The 24,750-nt window shown below is 58.2% G+C and carries 18 protein-coding genes and 2 pseudogenes; 14 read left to right on the top strand and 6 right to left on the bottom strand.

Annotated features, from left to right (window positions below):
- Positions 1 to 99 precede the first annotated feature (99 nt).
- The 3 genes from QYH43_RS05665 to QYH43_RS05655 form a co-directional block, all read right to left on the bottom strand.
- Complete coding sequence (locus tag QYH43_RS05665) at positions 100 to 2,523, bottom strand: TonB-dependent receptor (RefSeq protein ID WP_301156607.1); 2,424 nt, start codon at positions 2,521 to 2,523, stop codon at positions 100 to 102.
- 98 nt (positions 2,524 to 2,621) lie between these two features.
- Positions 2,622 to 3,605: a FecR family protein gene (locus tag QYH43_RS05660; protein WP_301156606.1), complete on the bottom strand. Its 984-nt coding sequence runs from the start codon at positions 3,603 to 3,605 to the stop codon at positions 2,622 to 2,624.
- A gap of 145 nt (positions 3,606 to 3,750) precedes the next feature.
- Entirely contained in the window at positions 3,751 to 4,251 is a 501-nt protein-coding gene (locus tag QYH43_RS05655; RefSeq protein ID WP_301156605.1) for a sigma-70 family RNA polymerase sigma factor, read from the bottom strand.
- A 727-nt stretch (positions 4,252 to 4,978) separates the two neighbouring features.
- On the opposite strand from QYH43_RS05655, the pseudogene QYH43_RS05650 reads away from it, so the two are divergent.
- Positions 4,979 to 7,646, top strand: a pseudogene (locus QYH43_RS05650) (autotransporter outer membrane beta-barrel domain-containing protein).
- A 66-nt stretch (positions 7,647 to 7,712) separates the two neighbouring features.
- On the opposite strand, the gene prmB reads toward QYH43_RS05650, so the two are convergent.
- Positions 7,713 to 8,621: a 50S ribosomal protein L3 N(5)-glutamine methyltransferase gene (prmB, locus tag QYH43_RS05645; protein WP_095059187.1), complete on the bottom strand. Its 909-nt coding sequence runs from the start codon at positions 8,619 to 8,621 to the stop codon at positions 7,713 to 7,715.
- A 239-nt stretch (positions 8,622 to 8,860) separates the two neighbouring features.
- Between prmB and QYH43_RS05640 the strand changes: the two genes are divergently transcribed.
- The 8 genes from QYH43_RS05640 to xdhB all read left to right on the top strand — a co-directional run bounded on the left by QYH43_RS05640 (position 8,861) and on the right by xdhB (position 17,507).
- A complete protein-coding gene (locus QYH43_RS05640; RefSeq protein ID WP_095059188.1) occupies positions 8,861 to 9,451 on the top strand; it encodes a cysteine hydrolase family protein in 591 nt (196 codons plus the stop codon).
- 131 nt (positions 9,452 to 9,582) lie between these two features.
- Complete coding sequence (locus QYH43_RS05635; RefSeq protein ID WP_095059189.1) at positions 9,583 to 9,903, top strand: hypothetical protein; 321 nt, start codon at positions 9,583 to 9,585, stop codon at positions 9,901 to 9,903.
- 88 nt (positions 9,904 to 9,991) lie between these two features.
- Positions 9,992 to 10,549 (top strand): Smr/MutS family protein, encoded by a 558-nt coding sequence (locus QYH43_RS05630; RefSeq protein WP_095059191.1) that lies wholly within the window; start codon positions 9,992 to 9,994, stop codon positions 10,547 to 10,549.
- A gap of 258 nt (positions 10,550 to 10,807) precedes the next feature.
- The gene (locus tag QYH43_RS05625; RefSeq protein WP_095059192.1) at positions 10,808 to 11,086 is read left to right on the top strand and encodes a hypothetical protein; all 279 of its coding nucleotides are present in this window, start codon (positions 10,808 to 10,810) and stop codon (positions 11,084 to 11,086) included.
- Positions 11,087 to 11,455: 369 nt separating this feature from the next.
- Entirely contained in the window at positions 11,456 to 11,656 is a 201-nt protein-coding gene (locus tag QYH43_RS05620; RefSeq protein ID WP_301156604.1) for a hypothetical protein, read from the top strand.
- A gap of 390 nt (positions 11,657 to 12,046) precedes the next feature.
- Positions 12,047 to 13,516, top strand: a complete 1,470-nt coding sequence (locus QYH43_RS05615) for a nucleobase:cation symporter-2 family protein (RefSeq protein WP_301156603.1) — start codon at positions 12,047 to 12,049, stop codon at positions 13,514 to 13,516.
- A 161-nt stretch (positions 13,517 to 13,677) separates the two neighbouring features.
- Positions 13,678 to 15,186, top strand: a complete 1,509-nt coding sequence (xdhA, locus tag QYH43_RS05610; RefSeq protein ID WP_301156602.1) for a xanthine dehydrogenase small subunit — start codon at positions 13,678 to 13,680, stop codon at positions 15,184 to 15,186.
- Complete coding sequence (gene xdhB / locus QYH43_RS05605) at positions 15,183 to 17,507, top strand: xanthine dehydrogenase molybdopterin binding subunit (protein WP_301156601.1); 2,325 nt, start codon at positions 15,183 to 15,185, stop codon at positions 17,505 to 17,507. The genes xdhA and xdhB overlap by 4 nt, the downstream gene beginning before the upstream one ends.
- Before the next feature lie 246 nt (positions 17,508 to 17,753).
- Here xdhB and QYH43_RS05600 read toward each other — a convergent pair.
- Together QYH43_RS05600 and QYH43_RS05595 are read right to left on the bottom strand one after the other, a co-directional pair.
- Positions 17,754 to 18,553 (bottom strand): annotated as a pseudogene (locus QYH43_RS05600) (DNA adenine methylase).
- 202 nt (positions 18,554 to 18,755) lie between these two features.
- Positions 18,756 to 19,790 (bottom strand): phage late control D family protein, encoded by a 1,035-nt coding sequence (locus tag QYH43_RS05595; protein WP_301156600.1) that lies wholly within the window; start codon positions 19,788 to 19,790, stop codon positions 18,756 to 18,758.
- A 91-nt stretch (positions 19,791 to 19,881) separates the two neighbouring features.
- Here QYH43_RS05595 and QYH43_RS05590 point away from each other — a divergent pair, with 91 nt between their 5' ends.
- The 5 genes from QYH43_RS05590 (at position 19,882) to QYH43_RS05570 (ending at position 24,581) form a co-directional block, all read left to right on the top strand.
- Positions 19,882 to 20,907 (top strand): site-specific integrase, encoded by a 1,026-nt coding sequence (locus QYH43_RS05590; protein WP_301156599.1) that lies wholly within the window; start codon positions 19,882 to 19,884, stop codon positions 20,905 to 20,907.
- 22 nt (positions 20,908 to 20,929) lie between these two features.
- Positions 20,930 to 21,475: a GTP cyclohydrolase I FolE gene (folE, locus tag QYH43_RS05585; protein ID WP_095059293.1), complete on the top strand. Its 546-nt coding sequence runs from the start codon at positions 20,930 to 20,932 to the stop codon at positions 21,473 to 21,475.
- Between the two features lie 104 nt (positions 21,476 to 21,579).
- Positions 21,580 to 21,951 (top strand): glutathione S-transferase N-terminal domain-containing protein, encoded by a 372-nt coding sequence (locus QYH43_RS05580; protein WP_095059295.1) that lies wholly within the window; start codon positions 21,580 to 21,582, stop codon positions 21,949 to 21,951.
- A 581-nt stretch (positions 21,952 to 22,532) separates the two neighbouring features.
- Complete coding sequence (locus QYH43_RS05575) at positions 22,533 to 23,882, top strand: NCS2 family permease (protein WP_095059297.1); 1,350 nt, start codon at positions 22,533 to 22,535, stop codon at positions 23,880 to 23,882.
- Positions 23,883 to 23,954: 72 nt separating this feature from the next.
- The gene (locus QYH43_RS05570; protein ID WP_053157031.1) at positions 23,955 to 24,581 is read left to right on the top strand and encodes a LysE family translocator; all 627 of its coding nucleotides are present in this window, start codon (positions 23,955 to 23,957) and stop codon (positions 24,579 to 24,581) included.
- The last annotated feature ends 169 nt before the right edge of the window (positions 24,582 to 24,750 follow it).

The raw sequence follows: 24,750 nt of genomic DNA, 5'->3' as shown, positions 1-24,750 counted from the left end.
GTATATCAGGCAACATCTTCGTCGACTGTTAAGCCGTCTTCGCGGGCAAGCCCACTCCCACAGGGAACTGTGCACACCTGAGGGAGCTGGCGAAGGCTTTTAGAATCCGACACTGGCCTGCACAAAAAACGTGCGCGGTGCGCCAACGTACATCCCCGAGTTGTTGTCGCTGGAGCGGGTGAAGTACTGCTTGTCGAAGATGTTTTTCACACCCGCGCCGAGCTTCAGGTTGGACACCTGCGGACCGAAGTCATAGCCGGCCCGCGCGTTCCAGAGCACGTATCCCGGGATGTCGCCGTATTGACCGTCAGCCGTGCCTTCTGTGATGTAGTTGCCGTTGAAGCTGCCGTCGGCGTTCACGCCGGTGCCCGGCGAACGCTGCTTGGACTGGGCGAACGCATCAAGGTTGTAGGTCCAGCGATTGATGTCGTAGCGCAGGCCTGCGGTGGCCACCTGCCGGGAATAAAACGGCAAGTCACGCCCCTTGAAGCCCGGGATATCGCCTTCGTAAGTGGCGCGGGTATAGGTGAACCCGGCATTGGCGGTCAGGCCGTCCAGCATCGGGTTCAGCGCGGCCATGTCGTAGTGCACGGACGCTTCGATACCCTGGTGCTTGGTCGCGCCGAGGTTGGTCCAGCCCACGTCGTTGCTGATGTATTGCAGTTCGTCATCGAAGTCGATGTAGAACAGCGTCACTTCACCGCCCCAGACGTCATCGTTGTAGCGCGTACCGATTTCGTAGGTCTTGGCCTTTTCCGGCTCCAGGCCGTTGGCCGTGTTGTCGCCAATACCGCCCTGCCCCAGCTGGAAATACTGCAGGGCGCCAAACGAGGTTTCGTAGTTGGCGAACAGTTTCCAGGCATCGGACATGTGGTACATCACGCTCAGGGCCGGCAGCGGCTCGTTGCTTTCGATGCTGCGCTTTTTTTCCTGCACCGGTTTACCGGCGGTGTCGAGTACCGGACGCTCATGCCAATCGGTGCTGATGTGCTCGAAGCGAATGCCTGGGGTGACCGTCCAGTTGCCTACGTCGATCTTGTTGTCGATGTAGACCGAATTGGCCTCGGTGCCCCCGGTTCGGTCCTGATAGACATGGCCGTCCGCTCCCGGACGCACGACGGGCTCATTGTTGACCAGCGCCACACGGCTGGCCTCCTCGTGCATGGCCTCTTTCAGATAGCGATAACCGACGCTGACTTCCTGGGTGGTCGGGCCCACATCGAAAACGTGCGACACCCGAGGTTCAATGCCGAATGTGTAATAGGTGCGCGGATAAGAACTGAGGGTCTTCATGTCACGGGAGGCGATGGTGCTGCCGCGAAAACTGTCGGTGTAGTACGTCAGCACTTCAGCCTGGGTGCGATCGTCGATCTGCCGGATCCACTTGAACGACACATCCTTGCGGCGGCCGCTGAAGCTGTCGTAGTCGCGCACGGACTGGAACGGATCGGCGTCGTATTGCGCCTGGGTCAAGCCGCCGGGCATATCGGCATTGGCGTCGTAGTAGTGAAAATTGAGGCTGAAGTCGTCGTAATCGGTCGGCGCCCAATGGGTCTTGAGGATCACGTCGTCGATGTCGTTGCCGTTGTTGCTTTCACGGTAGCCGTTACCGTTCACACCGGAATACAACAGCGCCACGCCCATGCCGTTGTCGGCGGTGCCGCCCATGAAGGCCGTGTCGATGTGCTTCCAGCCACCGTGCTGGGAGGTTTCCAGGGTGGTGCCGATTTCAGCGGAGGCTTTCTCCGGAATCGCTCGGGTCACGAAGTTGATCACGCCGCCGACGTTCTGTGGCCCGTAGCGCACGGAGCCGGCACCGCGTACCACGTCGATGCTGTCGAGGTTGCCCGAGGAAATCGGTGCCATGGACAGCTGCGGCTGACCGTAAGGCGCGAACGCGGCGGGCACGCCGTCAATCAGCACAGTGGAGCGTGGCGACAGGCGCGACGTCAGGCCGCGCACACCAACGTTCAGGGAAATGTCGCTGCCACCGGTGCCGTTGGCGTCCTGCACTTGCACGCCGGGGACGCGTTTGAGCACATCACCGACGTTCATCGCGCCCTGTTCGACCATGGCTTCGCGGCGAATCACGGTCCGCGCGCCCGGATGGTTTTGCACCACGGCAGCATCCGCATCGCCGAGCCAGTTGCCGACCACCTTGATGTCGGTCACGCCCAGTTCCAGCGGACCGTTGGCCGCCGAGGACGGTGCTGACATCAAGGTCACCGAACCTTCATCGATCTGGTATTGCAAGCCGCTGCCTTGCAGCAACTGACGCAGCGCTTCTTCCGGGGAGATATTGCCGTCCACCGCGGGTGCCTGCTTCCCGGCCACCAGATCGGGGCTGAAGAACACCTGAAGCGAAGTCTGCTGGCCCAATTGGCTCAAGGCCTGTCCCAGGGGTTGCGCCGGAATGTGGATCGCTTCGCCTGCGTGGGCCTGAGGCAGCGCAACGTTGACGACCAGCGCAAGGGCCAGGGGCAACCAGGTGGATTTGTTATTTTTAGCGGTGGATTTCTTCACGTCGAACGTAGTCCTGTGGATCGCAAGAGTGTGCGCCTGTTAATGCAAACCAGTTGCAGTTGAACAGGAAGACGACGAACTCGAAAAAAACCTGAATTTTATTTTGAAATTATTTCCTGGCTGCCGTCATCGAGGGTGCGCACGGCCACCGGCAGGATGTTCGGCAAGGCCTTGAGCAGCGCATCGGTGTTATCGGATTTGAACACGCTGGTCAGGCGCAGATTGCCCACCGCTGCGTTGCCAACTTTCAGTGGCTTCTCGCGGTAGCGCGAGACCTGCTCGGCGACGTCGGCCAGGCTGGCGTTGTTGAACACCAGTTTGCCGTTGCGCCAGGCCGTCATCTCGGCCGGGTTGACCGCATACGCGTCAGCGACCTTGCCTTGGGCGTCGACATGAGTGCCAAGGCCGGCGGTGAGGTTGATGAAATCACTGTCGGCGGCTTCGCGCCCCTGAACCTTGACGGTGCCCTGCTCCACCACCACCCGGGTATCGCGGCTGCCTCGGCGCACATCGAAGCGCGTACCGGTGACCGTGACCTTGCCGCTGCCGGCCTCGACCACAAACGGCCGGCTGGTGTCGTGTTCGACGCTGAACATCGCCTCGCCCTCGGTCAGCTCGACGCTGCGAAGATCGTTTTCAAAGCGCACCTGAATCCGGCTGCGGCTGTCCAGGTCGACCACCGAGCCATCGGGCAATGCCACATGACGTCGCTCACCCAGGGCTGTGGAAAACTCGGCGGTATACGGTGCAGGGTGATTCAACCCACTGAACAAACCCAGCCCGAGGGCCACGGCCAACACACTGGCCGCCACCGCGTAACGCAACACCGGACGGCGCGGGTGGCGCTCCGGTGGCGCTTCACACAAAGCCCGCAATCGCGCGGCCGGCACCAGGTCGGCGGCCGTCCACAACCCCTGGAGCACATCGAGTTCTTTTCGGTGTTGAGGATGTTCATCCAGCCAGACCTGGAACTGGCGACGCACCTCGACATCGACGACCGGTTCCTGCAACCGCACAAACCACTGCGCCGCATCATCGCGAACCGCTGTTTGCCCACACGCGCAATCACGAGTATCCATCATGGAAGTTCCTGTTTGGCTGGGGATGGGAATTCACGCCGAATTCTGGCGCAGGAGCTGCCGAAGGCTGCGATCCTTTGATCTTCAGAGGCCTCAAAGCCGCCAAAAGATCGCAGGCTTCGCCAGCTCCTACACAAGCAACTGCACATCATGACTGCAACCCGTCCAGGCGGTCGCGCAGATGCCGCAGCGTGCGGATCATATACTTTTCCACCATGTTCTTGGACAGTCCCAGGCGTTCGGCGATTTCGGCCTGGGTCAGGCCTTCGATCTTCTGCCAGACAAACACCTTGCGGCAGTTGACCGGTAACTCGGTGAGCGCCCGTTCGATGGAGTCGGCAAGCTGGACAGCCTGCATGAAATGCTCCGGGTCGCCGGTGGACGACTCACTGAGATCAATCGCCTCGGTTTCCATGGCGCTCCGCCGGTCCTCACGCCGATAACCGTCCACCGCAATATTGCGTGCGGTCTGGTGCAGATAGGCCCGTGGTTGCTCCACCTTCGCCGAATCCGACTCGAGCACCCGCACGAAGGTGTCGTGGGCCAGGTCCTCGGCCTGCTGACGATTTCTCAGGCGACGGGTCCAGGTGCCAACCAACTCTTCGTAATGCTCGAAAAAGCCGTGTCTGCGGGGCAGCTTGGGGGTCATTGCGGTGTGCTGTGAAGATAGAGCGCGAATAATAATGCTTCCTATTAACCAGAAGCAATGCCCTGCGCAGCACTCACGGCAGGCAGCGGATAACCGGCCAGCAAACGTTCGATCAACGCGAGCAGATCCTCTTGCGCCACGCTGATGAAGGCGGGAAAGAGCTTTTTTCGAACTTTGGATGTATATGCGATGATGGCTCTGAGACACTATCTAAAGTTCAAAGAATAATATCCGATATTGCACAGGGTCCAAACGGACTGCATACCGATCTGATTCGCCCCTTATCTGAGCATGAAATTAAACCCGAAATATTCAGGTGTCGGTTCTTGTTTGATTTGATATTGAACAAGAAATAAGTTTTTGGCGCGAAAAGTTTGGCTTGAGCTGGCCAGTATTAACACATCGCGGCAGAGTCGAGTATTACCCCAGCAAGGCCCATAGCGCCTTGCGGGTAGCGCCGGTCTCTGCAATTACGCCGCGCAAATGGACCGGCATTTATCGATACATCAGCTCAGATTTGTACAAGACTGTTGATATACGATTTTGTCGCGGATCGAGAGTGTGCAGCGGGCATCGATTGTTTGAAACATTGCCCCCCCAAACACGAGTTTGTTCACGCGCGCCCCAAAAAAACCCAATAACTTGTGGATTTAATATCCATGAGCTACACATAAACTCGAAGTCAGTTCCCCCACAATCAATAATAACTTCAGAACCAAGAGATCTTATGAACCTTGCCATTCGATTAAGGAAAATCGGGGTGCTCCAGGCAGGAGCATTGTCAATATTAAGCTTGGCATTACAACAAGCACAGGCCGCATGTAACTTGGTGAGCGGGGTCGGTGACACTTCCTACACCTGTGACAGCGGCACCAGTGGTTCACTCACCGACACCGACGGCAACAACACATTGACCTTCCCGGCCAATGGAACCGGCACCGTCGACGGCAATGTCATCTTCGGCGATGGCATTGACCGCGTAGTGATGGACTCCGGCCTCATCACCGGCAGGCTAGATCAACGTAATGGTGCGGACTCGTTTCAAATATCCGCCGGGCAGATCAACGGCGCGGTGATACAAGATGAAGGTACCGATGATTTCGTCATGACCGGCGGGCAGATCCAGTCCCTGGCCCAAGGGGGTGGACGCGATACCTTCCTGATGACAGGGGGCAGAATCGTCGACTCGTTTGTCGACGGCGATATCGCGAAGATGACCGCCGGTAGAATCGGTCGCGTCGACATGAAGCTGTACACCAATATTTTCGACATGTCTGGCGGTACGATTGACGGCAACCTGGTCACAGGGTTCGACAAGGACACCATTATCGTCTCGGGCGGCACCATTGGCGGCAACATCAGCACCAGCGGCGGCGACGACAACATCACCGTCTCGGGGGGGTGTGATCAATGGTGAGATCCGCACCAGCGTCGGCAATGACCAGTTCACGTGGACGAACGGCGGCCGGATCAACTCAGCGGTACTCATGGGCGATGGTGACGACACCGCGCTGATCGGTGGCCTGAATGAAACCCTGCTGGCACCGACACCGTCCATCGACGGCGGCCTGGGTAACGATCAGTTGACCTTCGCCAACACCACCTCGGCCACGCCGTCCCGATACATCGGTTGGGAAAGCGTGAGCCTCACTAACAACTCACGCTTCGACCTGGCCGGGGATTTTTTCCTCGGTGACAGCGCGACCGCAACCGGCGTGTTTTCGATTGATGGCAGCAGCACCCTGGCCGTGACCCAAGGCAACCTGCGTCCCTTTACCGCGGGTCAATGGGCAACTCTGAACAACGCGGGCACGATCGACATGACCACCGGCAGCAACAGTGCGAGCGACTCGCTGACGGTTCATGGCAACTATGTCGGCAACGGCGGGCAATTACGGCTGCAAACGGTGCTCGGCGACGACAGTTCGGCCAGCGACAAACTTCGGGTATCCCAGGGCACCATCAGCGGCCATACCCAATTGGGCATTACCAACCTGGGCGGACTTGGCGGGTTGACCCGGCAAAACGGCATCGAAGTGGTACAGGCGCAAAATGGCGCCACCAGCAGCAGCGATGCCTTTGCCTTGAAAGGGTCGCTTTCGGCGGGAGCCTACGAGTACTACCTGTTCAAGGGTGGCGTCACGGCCGGCTCGGAGAACAACTGGTACCTGCGATCCTCGGTGGTGGCCGTGCCACCTCCCACGGTACCGCCCGCAGTGACACCACCGCCGCCCGTACCGCCTGCCCCGCCACCCATTGAGCAACCGGCGTCGGTGGTGGATCCGGATGAGCCACCGGTCGAACCACCGACCGCACGCCCAGTTGTCCCCACCGAGCCGACCGAACCGCCCCCTACGCAGATCTCCGCAGTGACGTCGCCAACGCCCGCCGCCACCACACCGCCAATCCCTAAGGCAGTAGCAGGCGCAGACCCGATTCCGCTGTATCGCGTGGAGGTGCCGGTGTATTCCGTGGTTGTTCCCGCTGCGCAACTGATGGTTTTGCAAGCGCTGGGCACCTTCCATGAACGCCAGGGTGAACAAAGCCTGCTGGGCGAAACCGGCAGCGTTCCCGCAGGCTGGGGCCGGGCCTATGGCAGCAACCTGCAGAAAAACTGGACCGGCACCGTGTCGCCAAGCTTCGATGGCTCACTTCAGGGCTTCCAGATCGGTCATGACCTGTACGGCTCACAGACCAGCGGCGGGCAATTGCAGCGCGCTGGGCTGTTCGTCGGCCACACCCATCTGCAAGGGGATGTCGATGGTTTTGCCGAAGGCTTTCAGGACCGCCGCTCGGGCCGGGTGAAACTCGATGGCGATCACTTCGGGGCCTACTGGACCCTGATAGATCCCACCGGCTGGTATGTGGATACCGTGGCGATGTGGTCACGCCTGGATGGCGACAACAGTTCCGAGCGCGGGGTAAAAATGGACACCAAGGGCGATGCCGTGACCCTGTCGGCTGAAGCGGGTTACCCCATTCGCATCTCGGAAAACTGGGTTGCGGAACCCCAGGTACAGGTGATCAACCAACAGATCGATCTGGATGATCAGAACGACGGTATTTCCGACGTGTCCTTCGACTCGCAGGACTACTGGACGGGCCGCCTCGGTACCCGTTTCAAGGGGCGTTACCAGGCCGACAACATCCCGCTGGAACCGTATGTGAGGGCCAACCTCTGGCGTACGTTCGGTGGTTACGACACCGTCACCTACGACGATGTGGACCGGATCAAGACCGAACACAAGTCTTCATCCGCTGACATCGATGCGGGGATTGCAGCCAAACTGACGTCGGATATCAGCGTCTATGGCAACGTCGGATACAGCTTCAATCTGGACCGCAATGACCTGAGCGGTACGACGGGCACCGTGGGTCTGCGCATGAGTTGGTAAGGTGAAAAACCGGTGGGAGCGAGTCTGCTCGCTCCCACCGGGCTATTCGGTGCGCCCGCTTAGCGGTTAAACGCGTGAAGCGAACAACGCCTGATGATCGCGGCACTGCTCCGCGCTCAACATAAACACGCCATGCCCACCGCGCTCGAACTCGAGCCAGGCGAAATCGACTTCCGGGTACAACGATTCGACGTGTACCTGGCTGTTGCCGACTTCGACAATCAGCAAACCCTTCTCGGTCAGATGATCCGCTGCTTCGGCGAGCATGCGTCGCACCAGGTTCAAGCCGTCATCACCGCAGGCCAGACCCAGTTCCGGCTCGTGCTGGTATTCATCCGGCATGTCGGCAAAATCTTCGGCATCCACATAAGGCGGGTTCGACACGATCAGGTCGAAACGCTGGCCCGGCAAACCGTCGAAGCCATCGCCCTGTACGGTGTACACGCGCTCATCGACGCCATGGCGCTCGATGTTTTGATTGGCTACTTCCAGCGCTTCGAACGACAGGTCGGCGAGCACCACTTCGGCCTTCTGGAACTCGTAGGCGCAGGCGATGCCGATGCAGCCGGAGCCCGTGCACAGGTCGAGAATCCGCGCAGGCTCGGTACCCAGCCACGGTGTAAAGCGGTTTTCGATCAGTTCGCCAATCGGCGAACGCGGGATCAGCACGCGCTCATCGACAATGAACGACATGCCGCAGAACCAGGCCTCACCCAACAGGTAAGCGGTCGGCACGCGCTCTTCGATGCGACGCTTGAGCAATTGTTGCAGGTGAACCCGTTCGTCTTCTTCCAGGTTGCAGTCGAGATAGCTGTCGGCGATTTCCCACGGCAAGTGCAATGCACCCAACACCAGTTGGCGGGCTTCGTCCCAGGCATTGTCGGTCCCATGGCCGAAAAACAGATCCTCCCCATGGAAGCGGCTGACGGCCCAACGGATATGGTCACGCAGGGTACGAAGGCGGGAAGTGATCACGACGGTAAACTCCAGAAAAATCGACGGACGATTCTATCAGCCAATCGTCGCCACGACGACGCAGGAGAAACGCCGGTGCGAATGTAGGACTAATCTCTTTTTTCAGGTTGGTATTGAACAAAACGCAGCACTTGACAAGGCTGCACGCCAATAACGACGGTGCTTACGATGGTAGCGATTCACAGAAGCGCTCAGCCAGAGGAGAATGTCGCAAAAGCCCCACTCGAAGGAGCCCCAGAATGTCTGTTCCAAAAACGATGTTTCAACTCAGCGGCCGCGGTTACGCAGCAGCCAACCTGAGCCACGCTACCCTCCTCATCATCGATGCCCAGAAAGAATACCTGAGCGGCCCCCTCGCCCTCAGTGGCATGGATGAAGCGGTTGCGAACATCAAGCAATTGCTCACCGCAGCCCGCGCTGCCGGCCGTCCCATCGTGCACATACGCCACCTCGGCACGCTCGGCGGCATGTTCAACCCGCAAGGCGTCGGCGGTGAGTTCATTGCAGGCCTGGAGCCTGAGGGCGATGAAACCGTCATCGGCAAACTGCTGCCGAGCGCGTTCCATGGCACCGAACTGGCCAAGCGCCTGGAAGACCTGGGTGCCCTTGACCTGATCGTCTGCGGTTTCATGAGCCATTCGAGTGTCAGCACGACGGTGCGTGCGGCGAAAAACCTGGGTTTCCGCTGCACCCTGGTGGAAGACGCCTGCGCCACTCGCGACCTGCCTTACAAGGGCGGCATCCTGAGTGCCGAGCACGTTCACCAGACTGAGATGGCGATCATGGCGGACAACTTCGCCACCCTCGCACCGACCTGCGAGTTGATCTGAACACCGCTCAATGAGCGGTCTACACCACCGCTCATCTGCAAAAACCTCTCATTCGCCGTAATTGTCATAGCCTCAGGAACATCCCGGTCATCTCCCGGTCGAAGGGCCGATACCCATTGAGGAAGGTCGGAATGAAGTTATCCGATGGTTTTGACGCTCGCCGCTTACGGCCCAAAGGCCAAAGAAACTGGCGTTTTCGAATCGCTGCGACGTTCGCGGCGTTGCTGGCGATGTGCGGTGTGCTGCTCACTATGGCCGGCATTGCCAGCCTGTTGGGCCAGGTTCCAGGCCTGGGCGAGCTGAACAGCAACCGTGCCGGTGCGGCGGCAGTTCTGGCGATCGGCCTGGTTGTCCTGTACATCGGCGTCTGGCTGTGGCGCCGTTGCCGTCGCCGCGCGCGACAGTCGCTGGGCTTGAACATGTCTCCGCACCTGATGAAAAAACACGACTGAAACCTGGGTCGCAGTCGAACATCACGCGTTTTGTCGCGCCCGACTCGCTCCGAGTTGGGTAAACTGGCCGCCCTTCGCGGAGGCTGACATGCAAGACGACGATTTTTCCCTGTTCAAAAGCGCGATCCAAGGCGTCAAGCCGATCAAGCACGATCGCGCCGAAACCGGTAAACCCAAAGCTGACCGTGCGCAGATCGCCAAGCTGCGCCAGGCGGCCACCGTGCGCACCGATGCCACCACCGTTGACGGGCTGTCCGATCAGTTTGTCATCGACGTCGGCCCTGAAGACGAGCTGATGTGGGCACGTGACGGCGTGCAGGAAAGCCAGATGCGCAAGCTCAAGATCGGACAGATTCCGTTCGAAGGCAGCCTCGACTTGCACGGCATGAACGTGGAAAAGGCCCGGGAAACCCTCTGGGCGTTCCTCGCCGAAGCCACCAAATTCGAAATTCGCTGCGTGCGCGTCACCCACGGTAAAGCCGTGCGTCTGGACGGCAAGCGCCCGATGATCAAAAGCCACGTCAACACGTGGCTGCGTCAGCATCCGCAGGTGCTCGGTTTCACCTCGTGCCAGGCTAAACATGGCGGTGCCGGTGCGGTTTATGTGATGCTCAAACGAACCATGATGGAAGGTCGCGACGAGTAAACCTGATGCGCCACGCTTGCAGCGCCGTGTCCGCCACCGTACCCTTGCCCTTTGCGTAAAATCCCACAGGTAGTTTCATGTCCCTGGAACAGAATTACACGGCGATTCTAAAGGGGTAAGGCAAAGTACTAAGGGCCAATGAAACCGGGCACTTCCTTACTTTGGAATACCCGGTTTTAACCTACTTTACACGGTCAGTGGTACAAAAATTGGTACGGACTTCCGATCGCCATCGGGTGATTTAACGTTGAGGCAAATATGGATATTGAAAAGCTGTCGCTCCTGCTAAAACCTTGGTTACGTGTGGACACTTGGCATACTGGTCATCCGATGGACGACCAGCGCTTCCACCGTGCGTTGAAAGCGGCATTTGATGACCTTGGCGTACAAATAAGCTCGGACGACTTTCGGAAAGCAATCGCCGCATGCTTGAAAGATCACCGCCCAGGGGACGTAGGGGCATTCGAAAGCGATATCGAAGAGTTCGCGCAACGTGGTGAGGATATCGCCGGTTATCTGTTCGACCTGAAGTCTTAAGTATTCGCAGTTGGGGGCGTTTCTGGGCACATATTGAATTGCCGGATACGGGACATCCTTCGCTAGGTCAAGCTCCTATCGTCAGTCGCTCAATGACGAGCGAATGACTACTATCAAAGCGAACTTCCTCCCCTAGCACCCCATGCTTGCCGTGGCGCTAAAAAGCTTTTAAGAACAGCACTTTACGTGAGCGCCCACTGCAATCGACGCTCTACGTGGTTCAGCTGGGTTTCACCTTTCCCCGCAAAAGTCCCTACAGGCTTTCACGCTGATAGTCCTGCCGTCCCTCGGCGTCCTGCCGACCGAACACAATCCCTTCGTGCACTATTTTTCCAGATGCTACGCTCACGCCTCCACGGAGGAGTTGCTATGCCAAATTCAGACCTGCTCCCTTCCCTGCTGTTCAAGATCAACGAAAACCAACTTGCGCTCGAAGCCGCGATCATGGAGCTGACGCTTTGGGTTGAGCAAAGAGGATCAGCGGAGGTAGCCGACAACGTTCGCGGCGCCCTGCAAACGATCGACAATAACGAAGAATTTATCAAAATGAGCCTCGCTGTACTCAATTAGGCGTGCTGCGGACCAGCAAAATACGCACCGCGTGCTGTTCGACTCAGGCGCATCTCCCCTCTTCGCCTGAAGCCCTTCGCCAATCACTTTTCCAGCCTCTATCTAGCGGCCTATGAAGTGTGATCGAACACCAGGCAAGTCCCTTTCCACTAAAAATATGCCTATTCATCCCAGCACTAGTCGCACACACGCCCAAAAATCATGCAAGAGCGGGACAAGCGCGGGACAAGCCATTTTGGTCGACTGACAGTAGTTTTCGGCGGCCCCTGAGTACAACCAAATGACCGACCCCGCCATTAAATTGTGTCTTTTTGTATACATTCTCATAGACAATTACCCAACACCCTGCATACAGTGTGGACATAACAAAAATCAGGGAGCCCCCCACTCATGAAAAAACCCCATGTTTCACACCAACGGCCCGAGGATAAAAACCTTGGGATCGGCGCGAATATGGCTTATGGCCTGCAACATGTTCTGACCATGTATGGCGGCATCGTCGCGGTGCCATTGATCATTGGTCAGGCAGCCGGGCTATCGCCGGCGGACATCGGTTTGTTGATTGCTGCTTCATTGTTTGCAGGGGGGCTGGCGACGTTACTCCAGACCCTTGGTTTACCGTTTTTCGGTTGTCAGTTGCCGCTGGTACAGGGCGTGTCGTTCTCCGGCGTCGCGACCATGGTGGCGATTGTCAGCAGTGGCGGGGAAGGCGGATTTCAGTCGATTCTCGGGGCGGTGATTGCCGCATCGTTGATTGGCTTGTTGATCACGCCAGTGTTCTCGCGCATTACCAAGTTCTTCCCGCCGCTGGTCACGGGCATTGTGATCACCACCATCGGCCTGACTCTGATGCCCGTGGCTGCACGCTGGGCCATGGGCGGCAATAGCCACGCTCCAGACTTCGGCAGTATGCAGAACATTGGCTTGGCGGCTGTGACGCTGATGCTGGTGCTGCTGCTGAGCAAGATAGGCAGCGCGAGCATCTCCCGATTATCGATTCTGCTGGCAATGGTCATCGGCACGATCATCGCGGTGTTCCTTGGCATGGCGGACTTCTCGTCAGTCACTCAAGGTCCGATGTTCGGCTTCCCGACGCCGTTCCATTTCGGTATGCCGACCTTCCACTTCGCCGCCATCCTGTCGATGTGCATCGTGGTCATGGTGACGCTGGTGGAAACCTCGGCGGACATCCTCGCCGTCGGTGAAATCATCGGCACCAAAGTCGACTCCAAACGGCTGGGCAACGGCCTGCGCGCCGACATGCTGTCGAGCATGATTGCGCCGATCTTCGGCTCGTTCACCCAAAGCGCCTTCGCCCAGAACGTCGGGCTGGTGGCGGTGACCGGAATTAAGAGCCGCTTTGTGGTCGCCACGGGCGGTTTGTTTCTGGTGATCCTCGGCTTGCTGCCCTTCATGGGCCGGGTCATCGCGGCGGTACCGACGTCTGTCCTCGGCGGCGCCGGTATTGTGCTGTTCGGCACCGTAGCGGCCAGTGGCATTCGTACGCTGTCCAAGGTTGACTACCGCAACAACGTCAACCTGATCATCGTCGCCACCTCCATCGGTTTCGGCATGATCCCTATCGCCGCACCGAACTTCTACGACCAATTCCCAAGCTGGTTCGCGACGATTTTCCACTCGGGCATCAGCTCGTCGGCGATCATGGCCATCGCGTTGAACCTGACCTTCAACCACCTCACGGCCGGTAACTCCGAGGATCAGTCAGTATTTGCGGCAGGTACCGAGCGGGTGCTGCGCTATAAGGATCTGGCGGCGTTGCGCGAAGGCGATTACTTTAGCGATGGCAAGCTGCATGGCCGCGACGGCAAGGAAATTCCGGTAGTCGAGTTGGAACACTAATCTGGCCAAGTCTGGCTTGGACGCACAGCACGCTGGTGATGTATTCGGCTGCATCATCGTGCCGCTGACTCTCAGCGCCGCACGGCAACGCCCCGAAGACCAGTTAACCCTGATTATCAATGCAGACTTATTTGCTAGCGTTTGACCTTGAGGAAACCTTCATGCAAAACACCCAATATGATAACTCCCCCAGGCAGGGGGTTATCCAATTCGTGCTCAACGGTGAAGTGGAATCGCTTGAGCATGTCGACACCACTCGCAGCCTGCTCAATCACTTGCGTGAAGATCGCTGCCTCACCGGCACCAAAGAAGGTTGTGCCGAAGGAGACTGTGGCGCCTGCACGGTCGTAGTGGGTGAATTGTTGGACGGTGAACTGCAGATGCGCACAGTAAACGCCTGCATCCAGTTCATGCCCACACTGGACGGCAAGGCAGTGTTTACCGTTGAGCACCTGCGCCAGGATGCAGAGACGTTACACCCAGTGCAGCAAGCAATGGTCGATTGTCATGGATCGCAGTGTGGGTTTTGTACGCCCGGGTTCGTCATGTCCCTGTGGAGTCTTTATCTTGAACATGAGCAATGTGGCGAGCGTCCGGGGCGAGAGAGTATACGTTCGACGTTGACCGGTAACCTGTGCCGTTGCACCGGTTACCGACCGATCCTGGATGCCGGTGAGCAAATGTTCGACTTGGTGCCTGTAAAGTTCGAACGCGAGGCCTTGCAATCGAAGCTGGAGGCGCTGAAGCGCAACGAGACGCTCGTTTACGAACATCAGGGCCGACGTTTTTTTGCTCCGTGCAATTTGCAAGAATTGGTCAGGCTTCGTGCCGAATACCCCGGCGCGCTCCTGTTGGCGGGGTGTACCGATATTGGCTTGTGGACGACCAAGCAGTTTCGCGATATCGGTGACATCATTTTCATCGGCAAGGTGACAGAGCTGAAGCGAATCGAGCGCGACCAGCAGTTTTTACGCATTGGTTCCGGTGTATCGCTGACCGACAGCTTTGGCGCAATCGTCGCGCTCTATCCGCAACTCAAGGAGCTCTGGGAACGTTTCGCTTCCAAGCCTATCCGCAATGCTGGCACCTTGGGCGGCAACGTCGCCAATGGCTCGCCCATCGGCGATTCGATGCCGGCGCTGGTTGCGTTGGGAGCCAGAGTCGTTATGCATAGCACTGCCGGAAGTCGGACCATTGCACTTGAGGATTTGTACACTGGCTATATGCAGAAAGACATGCACGCCGACGAACTTGTTGAAGCACTCTTGATTCCACTGCCCGAAGCGGGCTGGCAGATGCGTACTTACAAATTGTCCAAGCGTTTTGACTCGGACATTTCGGCTGTCTGTGCGGCATTTTCCGTTCGTCTCGACGCAGGGCATGTCGTTGATTGTCGTGTGGCATACGGCGGTATGGCAGCAACGGTCAAAAGAGCCAGCAATTGTGAGAAACATCTGATCGGTAAGCCCTGGACCGAGGATACGCTGGAACAAGCCCAAGTCACGCTTGATGAGGATTACCAGCCTCTCACTGATATGCGTGCCAGCGCACAATACAGGCAGCAGTGCGCGAAGAACCTGCTCTATCGCTTCTATCTTGAAACCCGCCTGCATCAGCCATTGCCCACGGAAAGTATTCGGGTCTTTGATGTGCCCCAGGAGCAACCATGAACAAGCCTGCCAGCCTACCTAATGAACAATTGAAACAAGGCGCCGCCGGACGCTCCTTTACTCATGAGTCAGCTCATCTGCATGTCACCGGCGAAGCGACTTACATCGACGACATCCCCGAGTTGCAGGGCACACTGTATGCAGCACTGGGCTTGAGCCAGCAGGCCCATGCACGAATTTTGTCGATGGATTTGAGTGATGTGCTTGCAGCGCCGGGTGTGGTCGCGGTCTTGACTGCAGATGATATCCCGGGAGCCAACGACTGCGGCCCCATCGTCCACGACGATCCAATACTTGCCGATGGTCTGGTGCAGTACATCGGCCAGCCAATCTTTACCGTCATCGCCGATACCTATCACGCCGCACGCCGTGCGGCTCGACTGGGCAAGATAGAGTACGAGGCGTTACCCGCAATACTGACCCCTGAGGAAGCGAAGCAACAGGGCGCCTTCCTGTTCCCGCCGCTGCACCTGCGCCGTGGCGAAGCCGAACAAGCGATAGGAGGTGCAAGGCACACACTCAAGGGCGAATTCTCCATCGGTGGCCAAGAGCAGTTTTACCTGGAGGGGCAAATATCCTATGCCATGCCCAAAGAAGACAACGGCATGCATGTGCTGTGCTCCACTCAGCACCCGACGGAGATGCAAAACCTGATTTCCCACTGCCTGAATCTGCCAAAACATCAGGTTAAAGTGGAGATTCGTCGCATGGGCGGGGCATTCGGCGGCAAGGAGTCGCAATCCGGTCTTTTTGCCTGCGTGGCTGCTTTGGCCGCCGCGCGGCTGAAGCGCCCGGTCAAGGTGCGCTTGGACCGTGATGACGACATGTTGATCACCGGTAAGCGTCACTGTTTCAACTACGAATACGAGGCAGGTTTCGAGTCCGACGGCTTGATTCGAGGTGTGACTGTAGAGATGTGCTCGCGGGGAGGTTTTTCGACTGACTTGTCCGGCCCAGTGGCGACCCGCGCCTTGTGCCACTTTGACAATGCCTACTTCCTCAGTGACGTGGACATTCGATCCATGGCAGGCAAAACCAACACTCAGTCCAACACCGCCTTTCGGGGGTTTGGCGGTCCGCAGGGTGCAATTGCCATCGAGTACATCATCGATGACATCGCTCGTGAACTGGGTTTAGACCCGCTGGACGTTCGCAAGCGCAACTTCTATGGCAAGCTCGAGCGCAACGTTACCCCCTACGGCATGACGGTGGAAGACAACGTCATCCACGAGTTGGTGGCTGAGTTGGAGCAAACAAGCGACTACCGGGCTCGGCGCGAGGCTGTCCTGGCCTTCAATCGAGACAATGAAGTTCTCAAAAAAGGCCTTGCCCTGACGCCGCTCAAATTCGGCATCTCTTTCAACGTCGTCCACTTCAATCAGGCCGGAGCTCTGGTTCATATCTACACGGACGGCTCGGTGCTTGTGAATCATGGCGGCACAGAGATGGGGCAAGGCCTCAATACCAAGATCGCCCAGATTGTCGCCAATGAGTTGGGTATCGATCTGAGTTGGGTGCGCTCCACCGCAACGGACACCAGCAAGGTGCCCAACACCTCAGCCACTGCAGCCTCAAGCGGCACTGACCTGAATGGCAAGGCCGCCCAGGATGCTGCGCGCCAAATCAAAGTCCGCTTGTCACAGATGTTGGTGGATCGATTCGGCGGCACGCTCGATGACGTGGGCTATTCCAACAATCAGGCGAGCTTGAATGAGCATCGGCTCAGTTGGCCTGACCTGGTGAGAACGGCGTATGAGAGTCGCGTACAGCTCTGGTCCGATGGTTTCTACGCCACCCCTAAATTGAACTGGGACCGAGAGACACTAAAAGGCAGACCGTTCTTCTACTTCAGCTATGGCGCTGCCGTCTCCGAGGTGCAAATCGACAGCCTGACCGGTGAGTGGAAGTTACTGCGCGTGGACCTGCTGCATGACGCTGGCAAATCCATCAATCCGGCGCTCGATATTGGCCAGGTAGAAGGTGCCTTCATCCAGGCCATGGGCTGGTTGACGATGGAGGAACTGTGGTGGAACAAAGCCGGAAAACTAATGACCCATGCGCCTTCGACCTACAAGATCCCGGCGGTCAATGATTGCCCTGATGACTTTCACGTCAAACTGTTCAACAACCGCAACGCTGAGGACACCATCTTCCGTTCGAAGGCGGTAGGCGAGCCGCCTATGTTACTGGCTTTCTCGGTGTTCTTTGCGATTCGCGACGCGATTGCCAGTGTGGCGCAGTACAAACTGAATCCGCCATTGAACGGCCCTGCGACCAGCGAGCGAATCCTGAAGGCGATCACCGCAATTCGAGGCAAATAGTTGTAACGACCTGCAATCGAAAACCCGCCGACCTGCAATCCAACGCGGCCGACCAACATAATGTTGGTCGGCCGCGTTGGATTGCAGGTCGGCCCGGATGAATGTAGGTCATTCGCAATTAATCCCGGTTTGCGGGTCCGGATAGACACAATTAATGTCGGTCGAAAAACGCGATGATTGCAGGTCGGCGGGTTTTCGATTGCAGGTCGCTACAGTTATGGATTCAACCGATCGAAAACGCTCATTTCAAAACAGTCCTCCCAGCGCCGCTGGCTCCCAGTTCATGATCACCAGTTCGCCACTGACCTCGGCCTTGCCTTGCCTTGCCTCTGGTTGGTCGTGGTGTAACGAATATCCAGTGTCTCAAAGTGAAAGCCCTCAAATACCCGGCGGATGTCCGGGTGATCATTGATGCTGACCATCACCCTGCCCTTGCAGCGGCGCATGAAGTCGGCCATGCGTTCATAGTTTTCAAACGGAAAATCCACCCCATACCCGGCGGTCTGCCAGTACGGCGGGTCCATGTAGTGGAAGGTATGAGCGCGGTCGTAACGTTCGGCACAGTCGAGCCAGGGCAAGTTTTCCACGTAGGTGCCGGACAGGCGCTGCCAGGCGGCCGAGAGGTTTTCTTCGATGCGCAGCAGGTTGATGGCCGGACCTGTGGTGGCGGTACCGAAGGTCTGCCCGGTGACCTTGCCGGCAAAGGCATGGTGCTGCAGGTAGAAAAAGCGGGCGGCGCGCTGGATGTCGGTGAGGGTTTCCGGGCGGGTCATCTTCTGCCACTCGAACACCTGGCGCGAGCTGAGCGCCCACTTGAACTGGCGCACGAACTCTTCAAGATGGTTCTGCACCACGCGGTACAGCGTCACCAGGTCGCCGTTGATGTCATTGAGCACTTCTACCGGCGCTGCCTGGGGCCGCATGAAGTACAGCGCGGCGCCGCCGGCAAAGACTTCGACGTAGCATTCGTGCGGAGGGAACAGCGGAATAAGGCGATCGGCCAGGCGGCGTTTGCCGCCCATCCAAGGGATGATGGGTGAAGACATAGATAGCAAGACCTTTACTGTATAAATAAACAGGTGCTAGGCTCGCTCCGCTTTGTGCACAGAGCAGGAGCCTTGGCGGGACTTGCAGGGATCATCTGCGGGGACGGCGGCCAGGCGGGATGTTGACGCATCCAGTCTGGCCGCTCCTTTTATTTCGAATTTGAAATCTGTTTAAGCTGGGACGACTCACATGCCTGGGTAATCAAACCGGCACGTCGAGCACCACATTCGGCGGCTTGCCCGAGGCCTTGGCCTTGCCCTCCTTGCCGCCGTTGCACTCCACCGACACCGTCCACCCGGACGGGGTGTAGGTGTGATCCACCAATTCCACCAGGTACTCGCCATCGAGCCCACGCTTGAAGCCCTGCGCCTCGATCATGCTTTCGGCAAACAGGTCAGTTCGTCCGGGCAGATCAAGGCGCACCGAAGCAGTCGAACGATTGAACGCCGCCAGGCGGGCCTTCGCCGCTTCGTCGGCCGCGCTTTTGTCCGGGTAAAGATGGCGGTCGGTGTGCACCGGCGGCATGCCCTCCGGCACGTTGGGGTTGTCCAGGTACGAAATCTGTAATTCCCCGCTGGCCGGGTCCTGGTACTGGGTGCTGACACCTTGATGGGTGCTGCGGTCGCTCAAGCGAAACTGCCAGCGGGTGACGTCGGCGCGCTGCAGGGTGATGACACTCAAGGCCCGGCCGCTCGCACTCTGCCCGCCCTGCCGCGGCAGGACCAGCAGCTTGCCGTCGGCCACCTTGGCGGTGCAGTCGTGTTTCTTGGCCAAGCGGGTGATGAAGTTGAAGTCCGACTCATTGAGCTGATCCATGCGCGGCACGCGGATGTCGACCGGACACGATGGCTGCCAGCCATTGCGGGCGGCCACGTCGCCGACGATCTGCGCCAGGCTGACGTCCTCCCAACTGCCGCTGCGGGTGGTTTTGCCGCTGCCGCGCATGTCGCTGGCCTTGCCGCTGATCACCAGCGTGTCCGGTGGACCGGAGACCGCGACCTCGTCCACGGTGTAACGGCCCATGCGCGTCAGGTCGGCGCCGGCATCCCCCAGATAGACCTCGATGCTTGCGCCACGGACCGGCAGCGACACCGCCCCATCACGGTCATCAATGCGCAGTTCGAACGTATCCGATTCCATGCCTGGCCGGTCAGACAGCTGCAAGGAGACCAGCCGATCATTGATTAAGGTGGTGAGCAGGCCGTGTTCCGCCTCGATGTTGTAGGGGTCACGCATTGTAATTATCCCCTATCCCCAAACGCCAAAAGGCATCAAGGCAGCCGCAGATCTTCGCGCTACAGTAAGCAGCCTGATCAAGCATGGAGTGATGGACGAGCAGCGTTACGCCGAGCTTTTCCCGAATTCGAACTACTCCACGTACTCCGCAACTCCCCTGTTCGGTGGGTACGCACAAACCTGGCTAGACAGCCGAGAAGTAGTGGGCGGTACCCGAAAAAACTACCGGATCTCCCTGAACATCTATTGGATGCCCCATCTGGCATTGTTGCCCATCGATCAGATCAGTTCGGCGATGGTCCGCAAAATCGTCAGCGAAACACCTTGGAAATCGTCAACCCTAAAGCGTTCGGTGATACAGCGGCTGCACACGATGTTTGAAAGCGCGGTGAGGGATGAGCTGATTACACGGAACCCAGTCGGCTCGATTGAGTTGCCGGTCAAGGCAAAAAAACCGGTGGATCCATTTACGGTGGTTGAGGCTGACTTGATCGTTAGGCACTTATATAAGGTGCTGACCGGCTCGATGCTTGTATACGCGGCCTATTTCGAGTTCGCGTTTTACACCGGCATGCGACCTGGGGAGATAGCGGCATTGCGCTGGGATGAGGTGGACACCGAGGGGCGAGTCGCCAATGTGTGCAGAATCGTGGCGGACTACAAGATCGAGGAGCGCACAAAAACCCGCGAGTCAAGGCGGGTCATGCTGAATAGTAGGGCCTTAAATGCGATTAATATGGCCAAAGGTGTGGCAGTGTTAAGGGCGAAGCAGAGTCGTCGGCAGCACAAACAGTCGCCATTTGTGTTCCCGCCCACCAAGAACTTTGAATTCATTCAGCAAGCTAGCGTGACTGACAAACACTTCAAGGCAGCACTGGTTGCGTTGAAGATCAGGGGCAGACGGCAATACAACTGCCGGCACACTTACGCTACCATGTGCTTAATGGCAGGCATGAACCTTGGGTTCATTGCAAATCAGCTCGGCCACAGCGTGCAAATGCTACTGTCGACCTATGCCCGGTGGATCAACTCCAGTGAAGACTGGAGCGAAATCGGGAAGCTGGAGCAAAGCCTGATTGGTACAAAATTGGTACAGACAGAAACCGTACCCCTCTAGAACCCATACGGAATAAAGCTCTGTGACATTGGAACAGAATTACACGGCGATACTCGGTCAACTTGGCGAGGACGTCTCCCGCGAAGGTTTGCTCGACACGCCAAAACGTGCCGCCAAAGCCATGCAGTACCTCTGCCGCGGCTATGAACAAACACTGGAAGAAGTCACCAACGGTGCCTTGTTCAGTTCCGATAACAGCGAAATGGTGCTGGTCAAGAACATCGAGTTGTACTCGTTGTGCGAACACCACCTGCTGCCGTTCATCGGCAAGGCCCATGTTGCCTACATTCCGAGCGGCAAGGTCCTTGGTTTGTCGAAAGTCGCGCGGATCGTCGACATGTACGCCCGCCGCCTGCAGATTCAGGAAAACCTCAGCCGCCAGATCGCCGACGCGGTCCAGCAAGTCACCGGCGCCCTGGGCGTTGCGGTGGTGATCGAGGCCCAGCACATGTGCATGATGATGCGCGGTGTGGAAAAGCAGAACTCGTCGATGATCACCTCGGTGATGCTCGGTGAGTTCCGCGAAAACGCCGCGACCCGTAGCGAATTCCTCAGCCTCATCAAGTAATTCGCTGCACGAAGAAAACCGGCATTCATCGCCGGTTTTTTTTCGTCTGCAAAAAATCAGGTAAGCTGCGCGCCTTTCTTTCTTAGCACCGTGAGGCTTTCAACGTGTTCGTAAAAGCGCTTCGTGTCGGCCTTGGCCAACTGATCATCTTCATCGACTTCATCACTCGCCCGGGCAAAATGAAACGCCCCGTCGCCGCTCAGGCTCAGGTCGAATCCGCCGCCAAGGGGCTGACGCTGTATCAATTCCATGCCTGCCCGTTCTGCGTGAAAACCCGCCGCACCCTGCGTCGCCTGAACGTGCCGGTGGCATTGCGTGATGCGAAGAACAACGAACAGGATCGCCAGGCCCTGCTGGAGCAAGGTGGCAAGATCAAGGTGCCGTGCCTGCGTATCGAAGAAAACGGCCAGACGACCTGGATGTATGAGTCCAAGGTCATCATTGATTACCTGGACAAGCGGTTCGCCGCAGCCTGAGGTTTTTGTGGTGCCCTTGCGGGCGCCATCGCCAGCAAGCCGGTTCCTACGAAGTGGCGGCGCACACAAGACTTGTGACCGCCACCCTCCCCTGTAGGAGTCGGCTTGCTGGCGATGAGGCCGGTTCAGACACCATAAAACCCAGACAAAAATAAACCGGCCCTTGCGCCGGTTTATTGTTTTCAGGCTGCCTGCGGCTGACGCACAACCGCCGCCAATCGCCCAAGCCCTTCATCCAAACGCGCCGGTTCGAGGTTTTTGTGGTGCCCTTGCGGGCGCCATCGCCAGCAAGCCGGCTCCTACGAAGTGGCGGCGCACACAAGACTTGTGACCGCCACCCTCCCCTGTAGGAGCTGGCTTGCCAGCGATGAGGCCAGCAAGAGCGATATACCGCTATCAACGAAAACTTCGTAAACAAAATCAAAAACATTATTTGCTTTCTTTGTATACAAAAGCATAATCCACTTCGTGCGAGTTCCTGACCAAGCGGTCAACAAGTTCGCAAGTGCCTCAAAGGGCCGCTGCCACCCTCATGGGTCCGGCCCTGGAAATAAAAATAAAACTCTTGAGGAGTACTCGCTGTGGAAAGCCGCAAATCCGAAGCATCGACGCTGGATCTTTCGCCGCCATCACGCAATGGCTTGCTAGAACGTCTGTTTAAACTCAGCTTGCATGGCACCACGGTGAAGACCGAGCTGATTGCCGGTCTGACAACCTTCATCACAATGGCTTACATCATCTTCGTCAACCCGAACATCATGGCCGACGCCGGCATCGATCACGGTGCGGCATTTGTCGCCACCTGCATCGCCGCAGCGCTGGGCTGCCTGCTGATGGGCCTGTACGCCAACTGGCCGGTTGGCCTGGCACCGGGCATGGGGCTGAACGCTTTCTTTACCTACACCGTGGTGGGCACCATGGGCTACAACTGGGAAACCGCGCTTGGCGCGGTATTCGTTTCCGGCGTGTTGTTCATGATCCTGACCTTCTCGCGGATTCGTGAATGGCTGCTCAACAGCATCCCGGTCAGCCTGCGCTTTGCCATGGGCGCCGGCGTGGGTCTGTTCCTGGGCCTGATCGGTCTGAAAACCGCGGGTATCGTCGTCGACAGCCCGGCCACCCTGATCAAGCTCGGCTCGCTGCGCGAACCCGGCCCGCTGCTCGCCGCCGTCTGCTTCCTGATGATCGCCATCCTCAGCTATCACAAAGTGTTCGGCGCGATCCTCATCAGCATCATCACTGTGACCCTGGCCGGTTGGGGTCTGGGCCTGGTGCACTACGAGGGCATCATGTCTGCGCCGCCTAGCCTGGCGCCGACCTGGATGGCCATGAACGTTGCGGGTGTGTTCAACATAAGCATGGTCAGCGTGGTCCTGGCATTCCTCTTCGTACACATGTTCGACACCGCCGGCACCCTGATGGGTGTTGCCCAACGCGCCAACCTGGTGGGCGCTGACGGCAAGATCGAAAACCTCTCCCGCGCAATGAAAGCCGACAGTGCTTCCAGCGTGTTTGGCGCGGTGGTCGGCGTTCCGCCAGTGACCAGCTATGTAGAAAGCGCGGCCGGTGTCGCGGCGGGTGGTCGGACGGGTCTTACCGCTGTGACCGTGGGTGTGCTATTCATTGCGGCCATGTTCTTTGCTCCGCTGGCCGGCATGATCCCTGCCTACGCAACCGCTGGCGCTCTGATTTACGTAGCGATGCTGATGATGGGCGGCATGGCCCACATCGAGTGGGACGAAGCCACCGACAGCATCCCGGCAATCGTCACCGCGATCATGATGCCACTGACCTTCTCGGTCGCCGATGGTATCGCGCTGGGCTTCATCACCTACGTGGCGATGAAGGCCGGTACCGGCAAGTACAAGGAAATTTCTGTCAGCCTGTGGGTGCTCTGCGCGATCTTCATCGCCAAGTTCATCTTCCTGTAAACCACCCGCAGTACACGCTTGGAAACAGCCTCACCCCGTCGGGTGGGGCTTTTGTGCAAATGGAGGAAAGTGATGAGTCTGGAAACCTGGTTGTTGTTCAGCGGTGCTGCACTGATAGTGATCCTGATCCCGGGGCCGCTGTCGTTACTGATGATCAGCAACAGCCTCAATTACGGCTTGCGCCGTTCCTACCCGGCGTTTCTCGGCGGCGTGTCGGCCTCGATCTGCCTGTTGAGCGCTTCGGCGCTGGGCCTGGGCGCCCTCCTGCTGGCGTCGGAACAGCTGTTCAGCGCCCTGAAAATCCTTGGCGCGCTGTACCTGTTCTATCTCGCGTGGCAGAGCTGGCAGCAGTCGCGCCTGCCCTCCCATGGCGCCGAAGTCCCTCAGGCGGCGCCGGTACCGCGTTTTCGCGCACTGTTCGGCCGGGCGTTCATGCTGGGCGCGAGCAATCCGAAGGACATTCTGTTCTTTGCCGCGTTCCTGCCGCAGTTCTTGAGTGCCGAACAGCCGTTCCTGCCGCAGTTGCTGGTGATGATCGTCACTTGGACACTGCTGGATCTGGCGTGCAAGCTGGCCTATGGGCTAGGTGCACATGGCGCGGCGCGGTATCTGCGCAGCGGCAAGGGGCAGAGCTGGTTCAACCGGATCAGTGCGGGGTTGTTCAGCGGTGCAGGTGCTGCATCTCTGTTGAGCCGTTAAAAGCATCGCTGGCAAGCCAGCTCCCACAGGTTCAAAGGTGTTCACATGTTTTGTGTGCGACCCGGACACTGTAGGAGCTGGCTTGCCAGCGAAGGCGCCAGACCAGACACCCACTTTCTCAAGGACGAAAAAAAGCCCGCAGTGTGAGCGGGCGAAAACCAAAGAAGCT

It is taken from the genome of Pseudomonas sp. C32 (assembly GCF_030417915.1).
GTDB lineage: Bacteria > Pseudomonadota > Gammaproteobacteria > Pseudomonadales > Pseudomonadaceae > Aquipseudomonas.
The sequence above is the reverse complement of the archived record's forward strand: the minus strand, read 5'-3'. Positions and strand labels throughout refer to the sequence as shown.